Raw genomic sequence first — 19,479 nt, 5'->3', positions numbered from 1 at the left:
CCCCGCTTTTCGCGTATCGGTGCGCGGTCGATGCGGAGTTCGGCCCGGTTTCGGCGGTGGGGCGGGGCCGACGGTGTGGTGGGAGGTCGTGTGACACGGCGGGTGATCGGCCTGGAGCTCGACGAGCTGCCGGTTCTTCCCTCGGCCTGTCGTGGCTGTGTTTTCTGGGAGCTCACGCCCGAGGCCGGGCGGCAGGCCGCGGAGTTCGGCCAGACCGAACTCGAGAAGGAGGCCTGGATATCCGCCGTGCTGCTGGAGTGGGGGCGTTGCGGGCACGTCGCCTACGTCGACGATGAGCCCGCCGGATACGTGCTCTACGCGCCGCCGGGGTCCGTACCCGCCGTTCGGTCCTTCCCGAGTGGGCCGGTCGGCAGCGACGCCGTGCTGCTGACCGCGTTGCGGGTCGAGAAGTCCCATGTGGGCAACGGCCTGGGCCGCCTGCTGGTCCGGGAGGCGGCCCGGGACCTGGCCGGGCGCGGTGTGCGGGCGGTCGAGGCCTTCGGCGCCGAGCGGGCCGCCGCACCCTGCGTGCTGCCCGCGGCCTTCCTGCGCGGTGTCGGCTTCGAGACGGTTCGCCCGCACCCCGAATGGCCCCGGCTCCGGCTGGAGCTCGACGACGCGATCTCCTGGAAAGAGGAGGTGGAAGCGGCGTTGCGGCGCCTGTCCACCGGCTTCTGGGCCTTTCCGACTCTCCAGCGGGGGTGAGACCCGGCCGAGGTCTTCTCACCGCCCGGTTCGGCCGGATGGCCGGCGTTGTCCCGGACACCGCTTCTGACGCCCGGGGCCGTGGCTTCTCAGTGGTGTTTCGGCAGCACGGAGAGCCGCTCGTTCGTTCGCCGCTCAGGCGCCCTCGGCTCGGCTGAGCTCGTAGCGCAGCAGGTCGTCGAAGGTGAACGTGCCGGTCGGCTGGTCGTCCTTGCCCAGCAGGTAGAGTCGTTTGACCGCCACCAGCACCGCCTCCGCGACCACGTCGCGGAAACCGGGATCCAGCAGCCGGGCCCGGTCCTGCGGATTGCTCAGGTAGCCCGCCTCGATGCGCACGGCGGGCATTTTCGTCCAGCGCAGGACCTCCCAGCTCTTCGGGTGGGTGCGGCAGTCCAGCATGGCGGTGCGGGCCACGACCTCGCGTTGCAGGAAGCCCGCCAGCGCCTCCCCCACGTTCGAGGTGGTCCCGTTGCCGGTGCCGAAGTGGAAGGTGGCCACCCCCTGCGCCTGCTGCGAACGGTTGGCGTCCACGTGCAGTGACAGGAACAGGTCCGCACCGGCCTCGTTGGCGAACGCCGCCCGGTCGGCGTCGGCCGGGCAGGAGTTCGGTCCCCGGGAGATCAGCGCCTCCATGCCGGTGGCCACCATGCGGCCCTCCAGCCTGCGGGCGAAGTCCCAGGCCAGATCGGCCTCGGCCACGCCGTTGACCACCGCGCCCCGGTCGTTTCCCCCGTGGCCGGGGTCGATCACGATGCGTTTGCCGCGCAGCCTCGGCCCCGCACGGCGCACCTTCTCCTGCTCCCGCAGGTAGACCGGGCGCCCGCCGCGCACCTTCGGAGCCAGTTGTCGCAGGGAGCGCAGCGTGGCCGGTCCGCAGATGCCGTCGGAGTTCAACGCGTACTCGCGCTGGAAGTTCCGCAGCGCGTGCTCGGTCTGCCTGCCGAATATCCCGTCCGGCCGACCGGCGTCGTAGCCCAGTTCGAGCAGCCTCTCCTGCAGGGCGAACACATCGTCGCCGCTGATGGGGCGGGACACGAAGTAGGCGAGCGAGCGGTCGCCCAGTCGCCATTTGGCGTCCGTGAGCGCTCGGTACGTGGCGGGACCGACGACACCGTCGGTTATCAGTCCCCGCTGCTGTTGAAAGGTGCGTACCGCGTGTTCCACCGACTCGTCGTAGGTGGCAGGCCCCACGTGGCCGTTCGGTGGTGGTAAAAGACCCAGTGTGGCGAGAACGTTGCGAATCTCGGATACGGCCGGGCCGACGTCACCGCGGTGGAGCAGCTGCATGCACTCCTCGCTCGATTCAGGCACCGGCCTCGACCGGTGCTAACGACGTGTCATTACCCCCAAGTATCAGTTTATTCGGATGCGGTCCGCTACGAAGCATTGTGCCTTGTCGCCGTCGGCGTGGCGCCACGGGCCGCAGTGTCGCCGTTCCGGCACGTTCCGCTAGCCTGGTCGGCTCCGCTCCCCGCCCGTACGCACGAGATCCCACCACCCCGTCGGGACGGTGGGATCTCGTGCGGGACCGCTCGTGTGCCGCGGTCGGGGGTGAAACGCCCCGCGAGGCGTTTCACAGGTAGTCGGAGATGTCCGAGAGCAGCTGGTCCTTCGGCTTGGCGCCCACGATCTGCTTGACCGGTTCCCCGTTGGAGAACAGCAGCATCGTGGGAACCGACATCACCTGGTAGTCGCGTGCGACGCCGGGGTTCTGGTCGATGTCCAGCTTGGCGATGGTGATCTTGTCCTCGTGCTCGGAGGCGATCTCCTCCAGGACGGGGGCAACCATCTTGCAGGGGCCGCACCAGGTGGCCCAGAAGTCCACCAGGACGGGCTTGTCGCTGTTGAGGACCTCGCTCTTGAACGACTCGGAATCAACGGTAACCGGCTTGGCTGCCATGTTCGCTCCTTACTCGGTGCTCGGGTCGTTACGGGGGTGATCGCCGCCCCGCCCGTGCGCGGGTGCTCACGCGGGGCGCGGTCGGATCAGCGTTCCCGCGGCCTTCAGTGGGCTGCCGCGGTGTCGGCCTCGGCGGCGGCGCCGTATCCGCCACCGACGAGTTCCGGCGCGACCTCGGCCTCCTCGGAGGCCTCGTGTTCGGCCAGCCAACGCTCCGCGTCGATGGCCGCCGAGCAGCCCGAACCGGCAGCCGTGACAGCCTGCCGGTACGTCTTGTCCACCAGATCACCCGCGGCGAAGACGCCGGGGATGTTGGTCGCGGTGGAGGGGTGCTTGACCCGCACATAGCCCTCTTCGTCCACCTCGACCTGGTCGGCGACGAGCTTGCTGCGCGGGTCGTGCCCGATCGCGACGAACATGCCCGTCACCGGCAGCTGCGACTCCTCCCCCGTGACGGTGTCCCGCACGGTCAGCCCGGAGACGGTTCCCTCGCCGTTGACCTCGGTGACGACGGTGTTCGTGCGCCAGTGGATCTTCTCGTTCGAACGCGCGCGTTCGAGCATGATCTTGGAAGCGCGGAACTCCTCGCGGCGGTGCAGGATGGTCACCGAGTTCGCGAACCGGGTGAGGAAGGTGGCCTCCTCCATGGCGGAGTCGCCGCCGCCGACCACGGCGATGTCCTGGTCGCGGAAGAAGAACCCGTCGCAGGTGGCGCACGCGGACACGCCGCGTCCCAGCAACCGGTCCTCGCCGGGGACACCGACGTAGCGCGCCGCCGCGCCCATCGCCAGGATCACGGCCTTGGCGCGGTACTCCGCGCCACCGGCCCTGACGGTCTTGACCGGGCCGCCGAGATCGATCTCCTCGACGTCGGTGGTCTTGAGCTCCGCTCCGAAGCGTTGCGCCTGCGAGCGGAACTGTTCCATGAGCTCAGGGCCCATGATCCCGTCGGAGAAACCGGGATAGTTCTCCACATCGGTAGTGGTCATGAGTTCACCGCCGTATTGGGTGCCCTCGAAGACCAGCGGTCGCAGCTCCGCCCTTGCCGCGTACACCGCAGCGGTGTAGCCGGCAGGGCCGGAGCCAACGATGATCAGGTTCCGGACGTCGCCAGTCACCGCGCCCCTTCCCTCGGTCACGTCGTTCGCGCGTGGTCGGTGTCCGCGCGCATCATCGTCAACGTGATACTAGGTGTCGGTTGTTCCCGCACCGCTCGGGTGAGTGCCCGCGCCCACATGCTGGACCGGTGGTGCCGCGGAGCGGGTCGGATCGGCGGTACCACCGAGCCAGACTCCTCCGTCGTCGGGCGGCCGTTTCGGTGCCCTCGTGAGGGCGGGCGCGCGGCGTCGCGCTCGCGAGCGGGTTGGGAGCGGTTCGTGCTACTCCGCTCACCCCCCGATCAGGGTGTCCGACATGGTGGCCGGGTTGCCCGGACCGCAGTCGGTACCGACCGTCAATAACCGGAACTGGCCGACCTTTCCGGTCGACAGCACCATCAACTGAGCCGGTTCGCCGTTGAAGGTGATCCGCTGGGCTCCCATGGGGTCGCTGTCCGAGACTCCGTTGGCCTGTAAACACCGCAGCAGCCGGCGCGGGTCTTCCAGCGGAGCCGCGTACTGCTCGGAGGAGGACAGCACGGCCCGCAGCTGTCGCCCGTTCAGGGTCGCCCGCTCCCCCGTCAGTGCCAGCGGTGGATCGGAGGGGTCGGAGGCAGCCGGTGGTCCGGCCCCGGTGTCGTCGGCCCGGTCCTCGCCCGGCTGTTCGCCCGGCGACGTCACCAGCACCACGGCCAGCACGGCAGCGGCGGCCGCCACCAGGCCCGATCCCCAGGTGAACCGTCGGCGGCGCCGCCCACCACGGCGCCCCGAAGCGCGTCCGATGCCGATCACTTCAGCCGGTTCCGCCTCCGCCGGTTCCCGGTCGGCGTCGGTGTCCTCGGCAGTCCGGTTCCCGGCGGAGGTGTGCGTTCCTCCCGCCGCCGGAGCCACGTCGTCGTGCTCCTGGTCGGGCCACCGGGACTCGGCAGCGTGCCGCGCCCGCTGTTCGCCCGCGCCGTCCGCGGCCACCGGGAGGGGTTCGGCGGCCAGCGATCGTTCGATGCGGGCCGCCACCTCCTCCGGGATCTCGACGGCGACCTGCTCCGCCAGCTGGGTCCGCGTCGTCTCCAGCGCGGTCAGGACCGCCGCGGCCGCCGGATCAGCGCTTGTCGCGGGCCGCAGCCTCGCCGCGGTCTCCTCGTCGAGCGCTCCCGCGTGCAGTTCGGCGAGCATCTCCGGGGACCACTCCGGTCCGCCCAGCTCACCGGCACGCCGATCCTCGCCACTCATCGTCCCTCCCGTCGACGCGTGGCCATGCCTTCGTCTGAGACGTGCGTATCCGTGTTCGGGTTCCGCAGATGCCCGAGAAGTTGTGCCAACTTGATCCGGCCTCGGGCGCAGCGGCTTTTCACGGTTCCTTCGGCCACGCCGAGCATCCGTGCCGCTTCCGAGACCGGATATCCCTCGACGTCCACGAGCACGATAGCCGCTCGTTGATCCTCCGGCAGCTCGCCGAGCGCGTCCGATACGACCATTCGGGTGTCGTGCTCGGCGATTCTGTCGTGCGGGTGTGCTGGTTCGCCCGGCCCGTTGTCCGGCAGTGGGACGGTGGCCCGGGTCCGACGTCTGCGTATTCGATCCAGGCAGGCGTTGACCACGATCCGGTGCAGCCAGGTGGTGACCCTGGACTCGGAGCGGAACGAGCCCGCGTTGCGGAACGCGGAGATCATCGCGTCCTGCAGCGCGTCGGCGGCTTCGTCCGGGTCGCGCATCGTCCGAAGGGCCACCGACCACAGCCGGTCACGGTGCCGCCGGAAGAGCTCGGAGAACGCCTGCCGGTCCCCGGAGAGGTGAGCCGCTATGAGATCGGCATCCGAACTGGCGGTTTCTGACACGCCACGAACCCTACTGATCGTGCGCTGTTACACATCCACCAGATTGGTCAGAGCACCTCTCACGTCCCTGCCAGCGGAAGCGAACACGGTTCAGGACTGTCTCGGAGGGGCTCCTTCGCGGATGGCACTCCCCGTCCCGGTCACGCCTGTCCGCCGATGCCGTGCACCTCGATCTCGTCGATCTGGGAGCTGTACCGGTCCCCCGGGGACAGTCCGGTTATCCAGACGAGCACGTGCGAAGTGGTCTCGTCGGTCTCGACCGGGATGCTGGTGGTCTCCTCGCGGATCTCCCCCTCGCCGATGACAGGCGCGTCCGACAGCCGGGGGGAATCGTCCGAGGCGGCCCGGACCTCCAGCTCCGTCCCCGAACTGGGAGAGGTCACGTCCACTTCGGTGAGTTTCACGGGGTGGTCCAGGGTGAGCACGATCCCGATACCGCTCTTGAAACCCGTTCCGAGCTGGTCGTTGTAGCCGTCGGTCTGCCAGCTGGTGGCCGGGTCATCGTCGTGCACCAGGTCGATCTCGTCCCGGTTGTCCCGGTCCTGCTCGGTGACGAACACGTCCGAGTCGGTCACGGCCACCGGTTTCGGCTCGGGGGCCGAGCTCTCCTCGGACCGGGACGGCTGCCGCTGGGAGCTGTCGTCCTGCTCGTTGCCCACCACCTCCGACGGACCGGAGGGCTCGGTGGGGCCCACGAACATGCCGATCAGCATGGAGGCCAGCCAGCTGACGACGAAGAGCGTCACCAGCCCCACCGCCCCGACGCCGTAGATCAGCTTGCGTCTTCTGCCCGGATCGGGCTTGGGATCCTCGCGCTGCCAGATCTCGTTGCCGCGTGCCTCCACCCCGGCGGGGGCCGAGTGCATCACCGCCTCGCCGACCTCCTGCTGCGCGTACTGCTCCAGTACGCGCAGCACGGCCGCTCCGGTGCGCACTCCTCCCGTGGTCCCGTTCGACTCCGGACTGCCCAGGGCGCGTACCGCCACCGTGGACAGTTCCAGCGGGATGGCAGGGCGCAGCGTGCGGGGTGAGACGACGGTGCCGTCCGGGCCGGCGGGAGCGGAGGAGACCCCTTCCGGGCTGCCGGACAGTGCCCAGCGGCCGGTCAGCAGCAGGTACAGCACGGCGCCCAGCCCGCGGACGTCCTCCCCCGAGCCCGCGTCCGGCATCGGGCCCGGAAACGCCATCCTGATCTCGCCGTCACCGGTCACCCGTACCCGCTGCGGGTGGTCGATGCCCAGTACCAGTCCCGCGTGGTGCGCGGCCTCGACGGCCGCGGCCAGCGGTTGCAGCAGTCTGGCCGCGGTGCCGGGCGCCAGGGGACCGTCCGAGATCAGCTCGGTCAGGTCGCTGCCGTGGGTCCACTCGGCGATCACGATGCCCAGCACGCCGTCCGGATCACCCGGTGCGCTGCTGACCACGTCGAGCACCCTGGCCACGCCCGCGTGGTTGAACGTGCTCGCGTGCATCGCGCGTTCCAGCGTGCGGCGCGCGTCCGAGGTCTGCGTGGTGTCGGAACTGTCACCGACGATGATGGTCAGGGCCACGTCGCGTCCGAGCACGCCGTCCTTGGCCCGCCAGAGCTGAGCGTTGCAACGACTGTCCGAACCGACCTTGGCGAGCAGCCGATATCGACCGTGATCGAGTACCGCGCCCGGCGCGAGTCGCGGCTCCGATGCGCGTGCCGTACTCGCGGTGTCCTGCCGACGTACTGTTCGGTCGTCGTGGATCGTGTCCTCGTGCTGTCCGGCACCCGGCTGCTCGGTCGGTTTTCCGCTCACCTGCCGTCTCCCGATTCTTCCCGTCGGCAAGGGTCGCCGAACGCGGACCCCGCTCTGCCAAGGGCGGCCGTGGCCCACGATGATCCCGTCCGCCCCGCCGTAGAGACTCCCCGTTCGAGAGTACGTGACGCCGCCGTCAGCGGCGACGCAGCAGACCCGTGATTCGGTTGAACGCGGGCCGCAGTTCCTCGACCCGCAGCAGCCACATCACACCGAATGTGGCGGCCAGCCCGATAGTGCCGCCGAACACCACCTGCAGCCAGCCGATCACGGCGCCTGCCGCGGGAATCGCGGTGTCGATGCCCACGCTCACCAGCCAGGCGAACGCGCCACCGGCGACGGAAGCCGCCAGCGTTCTGGCCAGAGTGCTCAGAAACCTGCGGCTGCCGAGCGGTCCGAGCCTGCTGCGCAGCCAGAGCTCACCGACGAACGAACCTATGACGAAGGTGAACGAGTTCGTGAACGTGATCCCCAGCACCACGCTCTCCGCGGGCAGCGTGTTCGCCACCGCCATCGCGAGTAACACCTTGGCAACGGTCATCACGACCATGATCAGTGTGGGGGTTCGCGCGTCCTTGAGCGAGTAGAAGGCGCGCATCTGCATCATGGTGATCGCGAAGGGCAGCACGCCGAACGAGGAGATCGCCAGCGCCACCCCGAGCTGTTCGACCGAACCTATGCCGTCCTTGATCGAGAACAGCGCCATGGCGATCGGCACGCCGAGCGCGGTCATGACCGCGCTGATCGGCAGCAGCGAGACGGTGGAGAGCCGGTTGCCCAGCGACAGGTCGCCGATCATCCGCTCGTGGTCCCCGTCCGCCGCCGCGGCGCTCATGCGCGGCAGGATCGCGGTCATCACCGAGAACCCGATGACCCCGTAGGGCAGCTGCAGCAGCATCCACACGTAGTTGTAGATGGACCACGCCCCGGGGTCGGCGGCGGTCGCCACGCGCGACAGCGCCAGCAACCCGATCTGGCTGACCCCTACGTAGCCGAGCATCCACAGCGTCATCCCGCCGAACTCGGACAACCGGGAGTCCCAGCCCAACCTGGGAAGGAAACTCAGACCGGTCCTACGCAGCGCCGGAATCTGCACGCACGCCTGTGCCAGCACGCCGCAACTGACCCCGATGCCCAGCGTGAGCAGGTGCGCGTCGGTCATCCGCACCGGGTTCACGGTCAGTTCTCCCGGTAGGAGGGTGTAGACGCCGAGAGTGGCGAGGATGACCACGTTGTTCATCACGGGAGCCCACGCGGGAGGGCCGAAGATCTGCTTGGACTGCAGCAGCGCCCCGAACAGCGCGCTGGCTCCGTAGCACAGGATCTGCGGCAGCAGCAGGTAGGCGAAGGCGGTGGCCAGTTCCGGATTGGCCTTGTCGGAGTCGCCCATGTAAAGCCACACCAGCCCCGGTGCGGCGAGCAGCGACAGCAGCGTGCCCAGTGCCAGCACCAGCCCCGAGGCGGCGAGCAGCTTCCGCACGTAGGCCTGGCCACCGTCGGGATCGGACTTCTGGGCGCGCACCAGCACCGGAACGATCACGCTGGTGAGCACTCCGCCGATGAGCAGCTCGAAGATGCTGGTCGGCAGCGTGTTGGCCACGGTGAACGAGTCGTTGGCCACGCTGAACCCGATGGTGTAGGCCAGCACGAGCTTCCAGCCGAACCCGGTGATCCGGCTGATCAGCGTGGCGACGGCCATCGAACCGCTGGCTTTGAGCAGCGACTTCCCGCCGCCGCTTTGTCGGGGTTCGGAGGTTCCGTCCCGCTCGGGCGGATCGGCCTGCCCGGGGAGTTCGGATCGGGAGTCGAGAGTCACGTGCTCGGCTCTGTCGTCGACGCTGGGGATGACCTCGGTGTGCTGCTCCGCACGAACGTTGCCGGGGCCCTGGCCGACGGTCGGAATCGGTTGGGTCAGTTCCGCGACGTCGCCGGGCGGGCCCGTGCCCGGTGCCGCAGCGGGGGGTGTCGGAGAGCCCGTCACCCGCGGGATCGGTTCCGTGGGGTGGGCGTCCTCCCCACCGGGCCTTCCCCCGGAACCGGGGTATCCGGCGCGGTCGTCTCCGTGCACCAACTCATTCCTTCGATCGGCCTGCTCACCCGTACGTGTGCAACCCGCCCAGCCTAGCCGAGGCTTCGGCACGTGAGGGCTCGGCTTTTCGGGTGGGAAGGGGTGAGGAGTCACTCCGCCACGCTCGTCGTGCGGCCCACCACCCCTGTGGGACGTGCCACTCCGCGCCCCGACGCGAGCCGGTTCGACCGGAGACGGGCGGTGAGTTCGCCGGACGGGCCCGCGCACAGGGTCTCAGCTCTGTTGTGGATCATTCTCGGTGGTCGGGTGCTCCGGGCCGCCCTCGTGCTCGTCGCCGTTCCGCTGGGGGACGGCCCCCGTTCCGCCGGTCTCGTCCGCGAGTTCCGGAACCGGTTGATCCCCGGCGCCGTCGGCTCGTTTCGGCTCCGCCCCGGTCGTCGCACCGTCGGTGGTCCCGCTCGTTCGGCCACGGGACCTGATCCGTCGGACGACGCGTCTGCCGGACAGCAGCACGAGCAGCGCCGCGCCGCTGATCGTGATGATCAGTGAGACCGCGCCGTAGGCGTTCGAGTCCACCCGCAGCCGCTGGGTCCTGCCCAGCTTCGTGCCGCCCTCGGTGCGCAGGGTCACATCCACCGTGAACTTGCCCGCGCGCTCGGCGTGCAGTTTCGGCAGGAACTGGCGTTTGCCGTTGGCGGGGACCTTCAGCCGCCCGAGGTCGTCCACCCGAACCCCGCGCGGGCTGTCCACGTGCAGTTCGAACCAGATGGTCACCGGCAGGTCGTTGACCACGGTCACGGGCAGCTTGCCGTTGCTGGAGGTCAGCGAGATCGGTGTGGGGTTGCCCAGCCGGACGCCGTTCAGGACTCCCTGCAGGGTGCGCTCCGCCGTCCCCACCCACTTCCGGGCGGTCCGGCTCTCACCGCGCCACGCACTGGACGCTCCCCGCAGCAGACCGTTGCGCAGCGGGGTGGTCACGCTGGCCGGGGCGACGTTCTTCGCGGGCTCACGCGCGGCCGCGCGGTAGAGCTCGCCCACCCGGTAGTTCTGGGCCGCCAGCTTCCGGAGAATCCGCTGCGGGATCTCGTCGGCGGCGCTGCCCGCCGGATAGGTGATCGCCGCCCGCGGGGGGCTCTCGGTGTCGCCGGTGGTTTTCTCCCCCGCGCCGACCGAGCCCTCTTGCCCGGCCGAGCCGTCGGAACGGGGCAGGGCGGTCGGCTGTACGAAACCGGCCTGGCGCAGTGTCCTCAGTCCGGTGAGGAAGTCGCGCAACTCGCCCTCGTCAGGGTTCCACCGGCGGGGAGGAGCCACGATCGTGGTGCCGGGCACCGCCGCGGCCCGGGAGCGGAACGTCAGGCTCGCCAACCCGTCCATCACCGAGGGCGTGGCGTCCCCCAGTGGGGCGAGCCGGGTGGAGTTGGCCGCGCTCCGCGCGCGCATCGGGTTGAGCGCGTCGGTCAGCAGGGGGTCGATCACTCTGGCTGTCGGCGTGTGGTCCGGGGCTCCGGTGCGCAGCTCCACCGGTCGCAGCGAACCGTCGGTACTCGCCAGCGAGTCGGGGTGCATCAGCACCGTGTCCACCGTTGTGCTCGCCAGCTGGGTGGCGGCCGATTCGTCCAGCGCGCCGTCCACCGGCCAGAGGACGTCCTCGCGGACGTCGGTCCCCAGTTCGCGGCTCACCGCTTCAGATCCGTCGAGTGCTCCCTCGATCAGGTCGGGCAGCCCGGCTCGCCCGAGCGCCACCACGTCCGCGTCGCTGTAGGGCAGCGAGATCACACAGCGCCCCTCGGTCACCGTGCGCAGCTTGTCCAGCCATTCGCGGGCCGCTTGTGAACCGGTGCCCCGTACCGTGCCGCCGTCGTCCTGCCGCACGCGGTAGCCCTCGACCATGGCTCTGGCCGTGACGACGAGGTCCGGGTCCACCGCGAAGCACAGCCCTCTGCTCAGCGGCTCGTCGGCGGGAACCTCCTCGGAGACCGCCTGGACCAGGCCGAACAACCTGCCTCCCGGGGCGAGGGACTCGGCGAGCCGGTCGTCGGTGAGGATGGTGGGTCTGCCCGGCAACCGCTGCTGGACCATGCGCGGGTAGTCGACCAGCGGGATCAGGGTGGTCACGGGGGTGGGTTCCTGCGGTGCCTCCGGGGAACCGCCGGGTGGTGACAGCACCGGAAGCATGAACCGCGTGGAGCCGACCCGGGCCCGTCGCCCCTGGGCGAGATCACCGTTGACGTTGAGCAGCAGCGGATAGATCCCCGGTGCCTCGATCCGTAACGATCGATAGTCGGTGCCAGTCAGCTTCACCCGGAGTTCGAACTCCGTGCGCGCACCGGGCGGCAGCGTCGTGGCCACCGGTTCGAACCTGGTCCGCGCGGCGGCGGTCACAGCGCGATCCCGCAACGCCTTGATCACGCTGGCGTGGGTGGCGCGTGCCTTGCCGCGCTGCAACCGCATCTCGAGGTCGCGAAGTGTGCGGTCGCCTGTGTTGTGGACGGTTCCGCTGATCGTCAGTTCGTTCGGCGAGCTCCCCCGCACCATCAGGGGGGTGACCGAGGAAACGGCTATCTCGACCCGGTCGGCGGTGCGTGCCGCGGCAGCCGGGGTGGCCGGGGGGACGAGGGCCAGCAACAGCGAGCTGACCGCCGCGAGGAGGGCGAGACGTAACCAGGTCCCCGTCGGCCTGAGGGCGTGACCGGCGCGCCGAGTCATCCGTGCTCCGTCCCGATGCCGAACTCCGCGTCGCCCGGGCCGGGCCCGAACATCGCGATCGCGTGCTGGACGAGCCTGCGCTCGTCGTCGTAGGCCAGAGCCCTGTCCAGCTCACCAAGCGGCATCCAAGCCACCTCGGTGACCTCCACGTCCTCGTCGGAGAGGTCGCCGCCCACGGCAACCAGCAGGAAGTGGTGCACGGTCTTGTGCACCCGCCGGTTGTCGGCGACGAACCAGTAGTCGATCGTCCCGATCGGTCGGATTACCCGTCCGATGATGCCTGTCTCCTCGGAGACCTCCCGCACGGCGGTCTCCTCCGGCGTTTCGCCGGTCTCGATGTGGCCCTTTGGCAGCGACCACAGCAACCGTCCCCGTCGGTCCGACCGGCCGATGACGGCGGCGTTGTCCCACCCGCTGTCGACGACCAACCCACCGGCCGAGGTCTCGTCCACCGTCCGCAGTCCGCGCCGCCGCCGCGGACCCCGACGCTTCGATCGGGAGCCGCCGGAGCGACCGGGCGGAGGGGGCATGTAGCCGATGGTAATGCGACCGGACGGGTAACCGTCGTTCTCGGAACCCGTCGTGGCGCGGTCCATCCGCCGTGGTGCCTACTCACCCGTCCGGACTACTGATGACGCGATCATAATAATGATCATGACTTCGAGCACACTCCGGTTCGGCGCTGATCACCCGCGTGCGGTGACCGCCGTGGTCGCTTCGTCCGGGGCCGATACCCTGGACGGCCGTGTCCCCTTCCGTTTACGACGCCGCCGGCTCCCAGGACTCCGCCGCGCAGGCCGACACCCCGGACGTGAGTGCCGCGCGGACGGCACAGCACAACGTGGTGCGGGAGTTGTCACGGCTGGCACCGACCGCCCGCGAACTCGCCGAGCTGTTCGCCGCCGAGGGATGCTCCCTGTACATCGTCGGCGGCAGTGTGCGCGACGCCCTGCTGGGGCGACTCGGCGGTGACCTCGACTTCACCACCGAGGCGCGCCCGGAGCGGGTGCGGCGGCTGCTGGCGGACTGGGCCGAGACCGTGTGGGACACCGGGATCGAGTTCGGCACTCTGGGCGCCTACCGGCACGGCGTCACGGTGGAGATCACGACGTTCCGGGCGGACACCTACGACCGCTCCAGCCGCAACCCCGAGGTGGTCTTCGGCGACTCGATCTCCGGTGACCTGCTGCGCCGGGACTTCACCGTCAACGCGATGGCCGTCGAGCTCTCCACCGGTGAGTTCGTCGATCCGCACGGCGGACTGCGCGACGCCGTGGAGCAGCGACTGGACACCCCCGCCCCGCCGGAGGAGTCCTTCGCGGACGACCCGCTGCGGATGCTGCGGGCCGCCAGGTTCGCGGCGCAGCTGGGGTTCGAGCCGACCGAGCGGGTGCTCGACGCGATGCGCCGGATGGCCGCCGAGATCGAGCGCATCACCCCGGAGCGGGTGCAGGCCGAGCTCTCCAAGCTGCTCTGTGGCAGGCACCCCAGGCGGGGAGTGGAACTGCTGGTCGACACCGGCCTGGCCGACCACGTGCTGCCCGAGTTGCCCGCGATGCGGCTGGAGATCGACGAACACCATCAGCACAAGGACGTTTATTTTCACTCACTGGTAGTACTGGATCAGGCGGTCGACCTGGAACGGGCCGACGACCCGGACGGTGAGCCGGACCTGGTGCTGCGACTGGCCGCGCTGCTGCACGACATCGGCAAGCCGGCCACGCGCCGCTTCGAGCCGGGAGGTGGGGTGAGCTTTCACCACCACGAGGTCGTCGGCGCCAAGATGACCCGCAAGCGGCTCCGCGCGCTGCGGTACTCCAAGGAGATCGTTTCCGACGTCTCCGACCTGGTCTACCTGCACCTGCGCTTCCACGGCTACGGCGAGGGGAACTGGACCGACTCGGCGGTCCGCCGCTACGTCAACGACGCGGGGCACCTGCTGCCGAAGCTGCACAAGCTCGTCCGCGCCGACTGCACCACCCGCAACAAGCGCAAGGCACGGGCGCTGCAGCGCTCCTACGACGACCTGGAAGCACGGATCCAGCGCATCGCCGAGGAGGAGGATCTGGCCAGAGTCCGGCCCGACCTGGACGGCAACGAGATCATCCGGCTGCTGGGTATCGAACCCGGGCCGCTCGTCGGGCAGGCGTGGCGTCACCTGAAGGAGGTCCGGCTGGACCAGGGGCCGCTGGAGCGCGAGGACGCGATCGCCGAGCTACACCGCTGGGCCCGCGAGCAGGGGATCGAGCCTCCGGAACAGTAGACGGCATTATTAGTCGGCACGAGTACTCGGTAATCGTGCTCACTGCTACCGTCGAGTTCTCGCGGAATCGTCGCTTCGACGGGCGGCACTAGGATTCGGACCACACCGGTAACCGACCCGGAAGTGACCCCAAGTGGAGCTCGACAAACCCGTCTTCCACCTGATGCGCCGGGTGATGCAGGAGCACGCCGCGTACTGGCAGACCCACCTGCCCCGGCTGACCAAGGTCCAGTACGCGGTGCTCAGCGAGACCGAACGGACTCCCGGCATCGAGCAGAGCCAGCTCGGCCACCACGCGGCCATCGACAAGGCCACTCTGGCCTCGTTGCTGACGCGCATGGAACAGCGCGGTCTGATCAGCCGTACCGTCGACCCGGCGGATCGGCGCCGCCGCCTCGTGGAGCTGACCGACCAGGGGCGCACCGAACTGCGCGCCAGTGCTCCGGTGGCCGAAGCAGTGGACAGCGAGCTGCTCGACAGGATCAGCGACTCGGAGCGCCGGGAGCTGCACCGTATCCTGGGCAAAATGTCCGCCGACTGATCGGAACCCGTTCCGGCCGCCTCACCCGGCATCGGCCGGGCACCGGAGCGTGCGGACGCGCCCGGCGAGCGGTGTTCCCGCACTCCCCTAGGTGACGGAGCTCCCGCACACCTCCCGCTAGTGAGATCATGGGTGAGTGGGATCCGACGCGGATGTGAAACCGGGGACGCTGCTGGTCGCGGCGCCCACTCTGCAGGACGACAACTTCCGCCGGGCGGTGGTCTTCGTCATTCACCATCACGAGGAGGGGACCCTCGGCGTGGTGCTCAACCGGCCCAGCGAGATACCGGTGCACGACGTGCTGCCCAAGTGGAGTGAACTCGCCAGTGAACCGCCGTCGCTCTTCGTCGGCGGACCCGTCGAGCAGCGCACAGCTATCTGCCTCGCCGCGCTGCGGACCGGTGTGGACGCCGAGGAGTTCACCGGCGTGGTCGGCGTGAACGGGCCGGTGGGGCTGGTGGACCTCGACGGTGATCCGGACGAGCTGGCCGGCCAAGCGCGGGGGATGCGCTTCTTCGCGGGCTACGCCGGCTGGGGCAGGCAACAACTGGCCGGTGAGATCGAGCGGGGCGACTGGCACGTGTTCCCCGCCCTGCCGGAAGACGTGATCGCGCCGCCCGACGCGAACCTCTGGGCCAGGGTGCTGCGCAGGCAGGGGCCACCGCTGGCGTTTCTGGCCACACATCCCGGGGACGTCCAGCTCAACTGACCGGGCGCTCCGGAGCGGTGGAGGTGGACTCACGCTCCGCCCGAGGCGGCGGGACTCCCGTTACCACCGGGCCCGCCGGGTGGCGCGGTCGCCGTGGCCGCGAAACATCCGCCCGCGGCCGAGCACAGTCCGGCGGCGGCACAGCCGCCCCCGCCACTCGCCGGGGGGACGTCCTTCCCGGACGCGGTGGAGCAGACGGCACAGCCCGACGGTTCGGGTGCGGCGGCCGCCGCGCGTCCGCCGAGCACTCCTCCCGCCACGAGCAGCACCAGGGCGCCGAACACACCGATCCCCGTGATCAGCCAACCCGTGCCGGTGCCTCCCAGCACGGCCAGGCAGCCTCCCACCACCACGGCGATCGCGCCCGAGGCGAGGATCGGCGGGGCGGCCACCCGGTTGGCGAGGCGGAAGGTCTCGTCGTCCCGCAGCGCCGCCGGAGTCCGCACTCCCACGTAGCGGTTGCGGGGCAGGGTGCCGCGCAACCCGAGCCAACCGAGGGCCAGCGCGGCGCACCCGGCGGCGATCACGACGGCACACACGATGATCAACGATGCAAGTGCCACCCCGCCAGCCTACGACTCGGTCCTCGTGGTCTCCGGGCAGCACCGCCGAGGGGTGGGTGGGAGCACATCGCGAGCGGGTAGGTCGCCTCACACGGGAGGCGGTGCTCTGCTCTCGCGGCCCGCGGCCCGCGGCCCTCGCCGCGACCGCGAGACGGGGGCGTCTCGCGGCGTTTCCCGGTGCCACCCGGCGCTCCTCCGGGGTTCCCACCCCGGACACCGCGCTTTACGCTCCGGTTATGCTGTGGGTCGTGGCCACCGCCCGACTGCTTACGAAGCCGCGCTGAGGCGAGTCGATCCTCGGCGCGGCAACCCCTCATGCCCGGTCAGGGATGAGGGGTTTTTAGTTTCCGGGGCGGCACACCGACGGGTCGCCCGGAGCGTTACCCGGCGATTCGCCGGCGACGGACTAGGGAAGGAAACGCACACGATGAGTGGCGCGGAACGGAACTCACAGGGCACGGACGGTGCGGGCGACGACACGCCCCCGTTCCGGTACACCGCGGGCATCGCGGGGGAGATCGAGCGCACCTGGCAGCGGCGCTGGGAGGAGCTCGGCAGCTACCACGCCGCCAACCCGGTGGGGCCGTTGCGCGGGGAGGACGCCGCGTCCGAGAAGCTGTTCGTGCAGGACATGTTCCCCTACCCCTCGGGGGCCGGACTGCACGTGGGGCACCCCCTCGGTTTCATCGGCAGTGACGTCTACGCGCGCTACCACCGGATGCTGGGGCGCAACGTGCTGCACACCATGGGGTTCGACGCCTTCGGGCTCCCCGCCGAGCAGTACGCGGTGCAGACCGGTACGCACCCCCGGACCACCACCGAGAACAACATCGAGCGCTACCTGACGCAGATCCGCAGGCTCGGGCTCGGCCACGACGAGCGCCGCCGGGTCGCCACCACCGACGTCGAGTTCTACAAGTGGACGCAGTGGATCTTCCTGCGGATCTTCCACGCCTGGTACGACACCGAAGCCGATCAGGGCAGGGGGCGTGCTCGCCCGATCAGCGAGCTCGAAGCGGAGTTCGCCTCCGGTGAGCGCGCCACGCCGGAGGGCACCCCGTGGGAGGAGCTCACCCGGCAGCGACAGCGCGAGATCATCGACTCCTACCGGCTGGCCTACCTCTCCGAGGCGCCGGTGAACTGGTGCCCCGGCCTGGGCACCGTGGTCGCCAACGAGGAGGTCACCGCCGAGGGGCTCAGCGAGCGCGGCGACTTCCCGGTGTTCCGCCGCAACCTCAAGCAGTGGATGATGCGGATCACCGCCTACGCCGACCGGCTGGTCGACGATCTGGACCGGCTGGAATGGCCGGACAAGGTCAAGACCATGCAGCGCAACTGGATCGGCCGTTCCCAGGGCGCCGACGTGCGCTTCGCGCTGGAGGGCCGGGACGAGACGGTCGAGGTGTTCACCACCAGGCCGGACACCCTGTTCGGTGCCACCTACATGGTGCTCGCTCCGGAGCACCCGCTGGTCGACGAGATCCTCGCGGCCCCCGAGGGATTCGGCGAGTGGCAGTCCGGAACCGACCCGCGCTGGACCGGCGGGTACTCGGGTCCGGCCGAGGCGGTCGCCGAGTACCGGCGGTTCGCCGCGGCGAAGTCCGAACTGGACCGGCAGGAGAACAAGGACAAGACCGGCGTGTTCACCGGTCTGCACGCGGTCAACCCGGTCAACGGTGAGCGCGTCCCGGTGTTCACCGCCGACTACGTGCTGCTGAGCTACGGGACCGGCGCGATCATGGCCGTTCCCGCCCAGGACCAGCGGGACTGGGAGTTCGCCACCGAGTTCGGGCTGCCCATCGTGCGCACCGTCGAGCCCCCCGCCGATTTCGACGGCGAGGCATACACCGGCGACGGCCCCGCGATCAACTCCTCCTCGGAGACCACGGGGCTGAGCCTCGACGGCCTCTCCGTCGACGACGCCAAGCGCAAGGTCGTCTCCTGGCTGGAGCAGCACGGCCACGGCAAGGGAAGCGTGCAGTACAAGCTGCGCGACTGGCTGTTCGCGCGGCAGCGCTACTGGGGCGAGCCGTTCCCGATCGTCTACGACACCGACGGAACCCCCCTGGGACTGCCGGAGGACCAGCTGCCGGTGGAGCTGCCGGAGGTGGCCGAGTACTCCCCGCGCACCTACGACCCCGACGACGCGGACAGCAGGCCCGAGCCGCCGCTGTCCAAGGCCACCGACTGGGCCGAGGTGGAGCTCGACCTCGGCGACGGGCTCAAGCACTACCACCGCGACACCAACGTGATGCCCCAGTGGGCCGGTTCGTGCTGGTACCAGCTGCGCTACATCGACCCGGACAACGAGGAGCGGTTCGTCGATCCGGAGAACGAGCGGTACTGGATGGGGCCGCGCCCCGACCGGCACGGCGCGAACGATCCGGGTGGCCTGGACCTCTACGTCGGCGGGGTGGAGCACGCCGTGCTGCACCTGCTCTACGCCCGGTTCTGGCAGAAGGTGCTCTACGACCTGGGGTACGTCTCGGCCGAGGAGCCGTACCGGCGGTTGTACAACCAGGGCTACATCCAGGCCTATGCCTACACCGACTCGCGCGGGGTCTACGTGCCCGCCGAGGAGGTCGTCGAGCGGGACGGCAGGTACTTCCACGGCGACGAGGAGGTCAACCGCGAGTACGGCAAGATGGGCAAGAGCCTGAAGAACTCGGTGTCTCCCGAGGAGATGGCCGACGCCTACGGCGTGGACACGCTGCGGCTCTACGAGATGTCCATGGGTCCGTTGGACGCCTCCCGGCCGTGGGCCACCAAGGACGTGGTCGGCTCGCACCGGTTCCTGCAGCGGCTGTGGCGCAACGTCGTCGACGAGTGGACCGGGCTGTCGCGGGTCACCGAGGAGGAGCCCGACGTCGAGATGCTGCGTGCGCTGCACAAGACCATCGCCGGGGTCCGTGAGGACTACGACGGGTTGCAGTTCAACACCGCCGTGGCCAAGCTGATCGAGCTCAACAACCGGGTGACCAAGACCTACTCGGGCGCGGCCGGTCCGCCGCGCGCGGTGATGGAGCCGATGGTGCTGCTGGTTGCTCCACTGACCCCGCACCTGGCCGAGGAGCTGTGGTACCGGCTGGGGCACGAGCGGAGTCTGGTGCACGGACCGTTCCCGGAGGCGGACGAGCAGTACCTGGTCGATGACACGATCGAGTACCCGATCCAGTTCAACGGCAAGGTGCGCTCCAGGATGACCGTATCGGCGACCGCGGAGCAGGACGAGATCCGAGCCGCCGCGCTGGCCGACAGCAGGGTCGTCGAACTGCTGGGCGGTGCGGAGCCGCGCAAGGTGATCGTCGTCCCCGGGCGGCTGGTCAACGTGGTCGGCTGACCGTTCGGCT

15 protein-coding genes are annotated in these 19,479 nt (G+C 69.9%); 5 read left to right on the top strand and 10 right to left on the bottom strand.

Annotated elements, in window-relative coordinates; all coding sequences use genetic code 11:
• Positions 1 to 90 precede the first annotated feature (90 nt).
• A complete protein-coding gene (locus BLQ75_RS13750; RefSeq protein ID WP_092602311.1) occupies positions 91 to 705 on the top strand; it encodes a GNAT family N-acetyltransferase in 615 nt (204 codons plus the stop codon).
• Between the two features lie 135 nt (positions 706 to 840).
• Here the strand turns inward: BLQ75_RS13750 and BLQ75_RS13745 are convergent, their stop codons facing one another.
• The 9 genes from BLQ75_RS13745 to BLQ75_RS13705 all read right to left on the bottom strand — a co-directional run bounded on the left by BLQ75_RS13745 (position 841) and on the right by BLQ75_RS13705 (position 12,583).
• Positions 841 to 1,992: an N-acetylmuramoyl-L-alanine amidase gene (locus BLQ75_RS13745; RefSeq protein ID WP_092602309.1), complete on the bottom strand. Its 1,152-nt coding sequence runs from the start codon at positions 1,990 to 1,992 to the stop codon at positions 841 to 843.
• Positions 1,993 to 2,278: 286 nt separating this feature from the next.
• Positions 2,279 to 2,605, bottom strand: a complete 327-nt coding sequence (gene trxA, locus BLQ75_RS13740; RefSeq protein WP_043569638.1) for a thioredoxin — start codon at positions 2,603 to 2,605, stop codon at positions 2,279 to 2,281.
• Between the two features lie 104 nt (positions 2,606 to 2,709).
• Positions 2,710 to 3,723, bottom strand: a complete 1,014-nt coding sequence (gene trxB / locus BLQ75_RS13735) for a thioredoxin-disulfide reductase (protein ID WP_092602307.1) — start codon at positions 3,721 to 3,723, stop codon at positions 2,710 to 2,712.
• A gap of 270 nt (positions 3,724 to 3,993) precedes the next feature.
• On the bottom strand, positions 3,994 to 4,932 hold the full coding sequence (locus BLQ75_RS13730) for a hypothetical protein (RefSeq protein ID WP_092602305.1): 939 nt from the start codon (positions 4,930 to 4,932) through the stop codon (positions 3,994 to 3,996).
• A complete protein-coding gene (gene sigM, locus BLQ75_RS13725; protein ID WP_092602303.1) occupies positions 4,929 to 5,537 on the bottom strand; it encodes an RNA polymerase sigma factor SigM in 609 nt (202 codons plus the stop codon). The genes BLQ75_RS13730 and sigM overlap by 4 nt, the downstream gene beginning before the upstream one ends.
• Positions 5,538 to 5,677: 140 nt before the next feature.
• On the bottom strand, positions 5,678 to 7,318 hold the full coding sequence (locus BLQ75_RS13720) for a protein kinase family protein (protein WP_092602301.1): 1,641 nt from the start codon (positions 7,316 to 7,318) through the stop codon (positions 5,678 to 5,680).
• Between the two features lie 136 nt (positions 7,319 to 7,454).
• On the bottom strand, positions 7,455 to 9,386 hold the full coding sequence (murJ, locus tag BLQ75_RS13715) for a murein biosynthesis integral membrane protein MurJ (protein WP_092602469.1): 1,932 nt from the start codon (positions 9,384 to 9,386) through the stop codon (positions 7,455 to 7,457).
• 234 nt (positions 9,387 to 9,620) lie between these two features.
• Positions 9,621 to 12,053 carry a DUF6049 family protein gene (locus BLQ75_RS13710; RefSeq protein WP_092602299.1) on the bottom strand — a complete coding sequence of 811 codons (2,433 nt, stop codon included), beginning with the start codon at positions 12,051 to 12,053 and terminating at the stop codon, positions 9,621 to 9,623.
• Positions 12,050 to 12,583, bottom strand: a complete 534-nt coding sequence (locus tag BLQ75_RS13705) for an NUDIX hydrolase (protein WP_092602467.1) — start codon at positions 12,581 to 12,583, stop codon at positions 12,050 to 12,052. The genes BLQ75_RS13710 and BLQ75_RS13705 overlap by 4 nt, the downstream gene beginning before the upstream one ends.
• A 281-nt stretch (positions 12,584 to 12,864) precedes the next feature.
• Here BLQ75_RS13705 and BLQ75_RS13700 point away from each other — a divergent pair, with 281 nt between their 5' ends.
• From BLQ75_RS13700 to BLQ75_RS13690, 3 genes are all read left to right on the top strand, one after another.
• Positions 12,865 to 14,316, top strand: a complete 1,452-nt coding sequence (locus tag BLQ75_RS13700) for a CCA tRNA nucleotidyltransferase (RefSeq protein WP_425286456.1) — start codon at positions 12,865 to 12,867, stop codon at positions 14,314 to 14,316.
• A 133-nt stretch (positions 14,317 to 14,449) separates the two neighbouring features.
• Entirely contained in the window at positions 14,450 to 14,857 is a 408-nt protein-coding gene (locus BLQ75_RS13695; RefSeq protein WP_211481360.1) for a MarR family winged helix-turn-helix transcriptional regulator, read from the top strand.
• Between the two features lie 136 nt (positions 14,858 to 14,993).
• Positions 14,994 to 15,566: a YqgE/AlgH family protein gene (locus tag BLQ75_RS13690; RefSeq protein ID WP_092602295.1), complete on the top strand. Its 573-nt coding sequence runs from the start codon at positions 14,994 to 14,996 to the stop codon at positions 15,564 to 15,566.
• Between the two features lie 29 nt (positions 15,567 to 15,595).
• Here the strand turns inward: BLQ75_RS13690 and BLQ75_RS13685 are convergent, their stop codons facing one another.
• Positions 15,596 to 16,129: an SdpI family protein gene (locus tag BLQ75_RS13685; RefSeq protein ID WP_092602293.1), complete on the bottom strand. Its 534-nt coding sequence runs from the start codon at positions 16,127 to 16,129 to the stop codon at positions 15,596 to 15,598.
• Between the two features lie 427 nt (positions 16,130 to 16,556).
• Here BLQ75_RS13685 and BLQ75_RS13680 point away from each other — a divergent pair, with 427 nt between their 5' ends.
• Positions 16,557 to 19,469 carry a leucine--tRNA ligase gene (locus tag BLQ75_RS13680; protein WP_092602291.1) on the top strand — a complete coding sequence of 971 codons (2,913 nt, stop codon included), beginning with the start codon at positions 16,557 to 16,559 and terminating at the stop codon, positions 19,467 to 19,469.
• The last annotated feature ends 10 nt before the right edge of the window (positions 19,470 to 19,479 follow it).

Source organism: Actinopolyspora xinjiangensis (assembly GCF_900104475.1).
GTDB lineage: Bacteria > Actinomycetota > Actinomycetes > Mycobacteriales > Pseudonocardiaceae > Actinopolyspora > Actinopolyspora xinjiangensis.
This window is presented reverse-complemented; position numbering and strand designations above follow the sequence as displayed.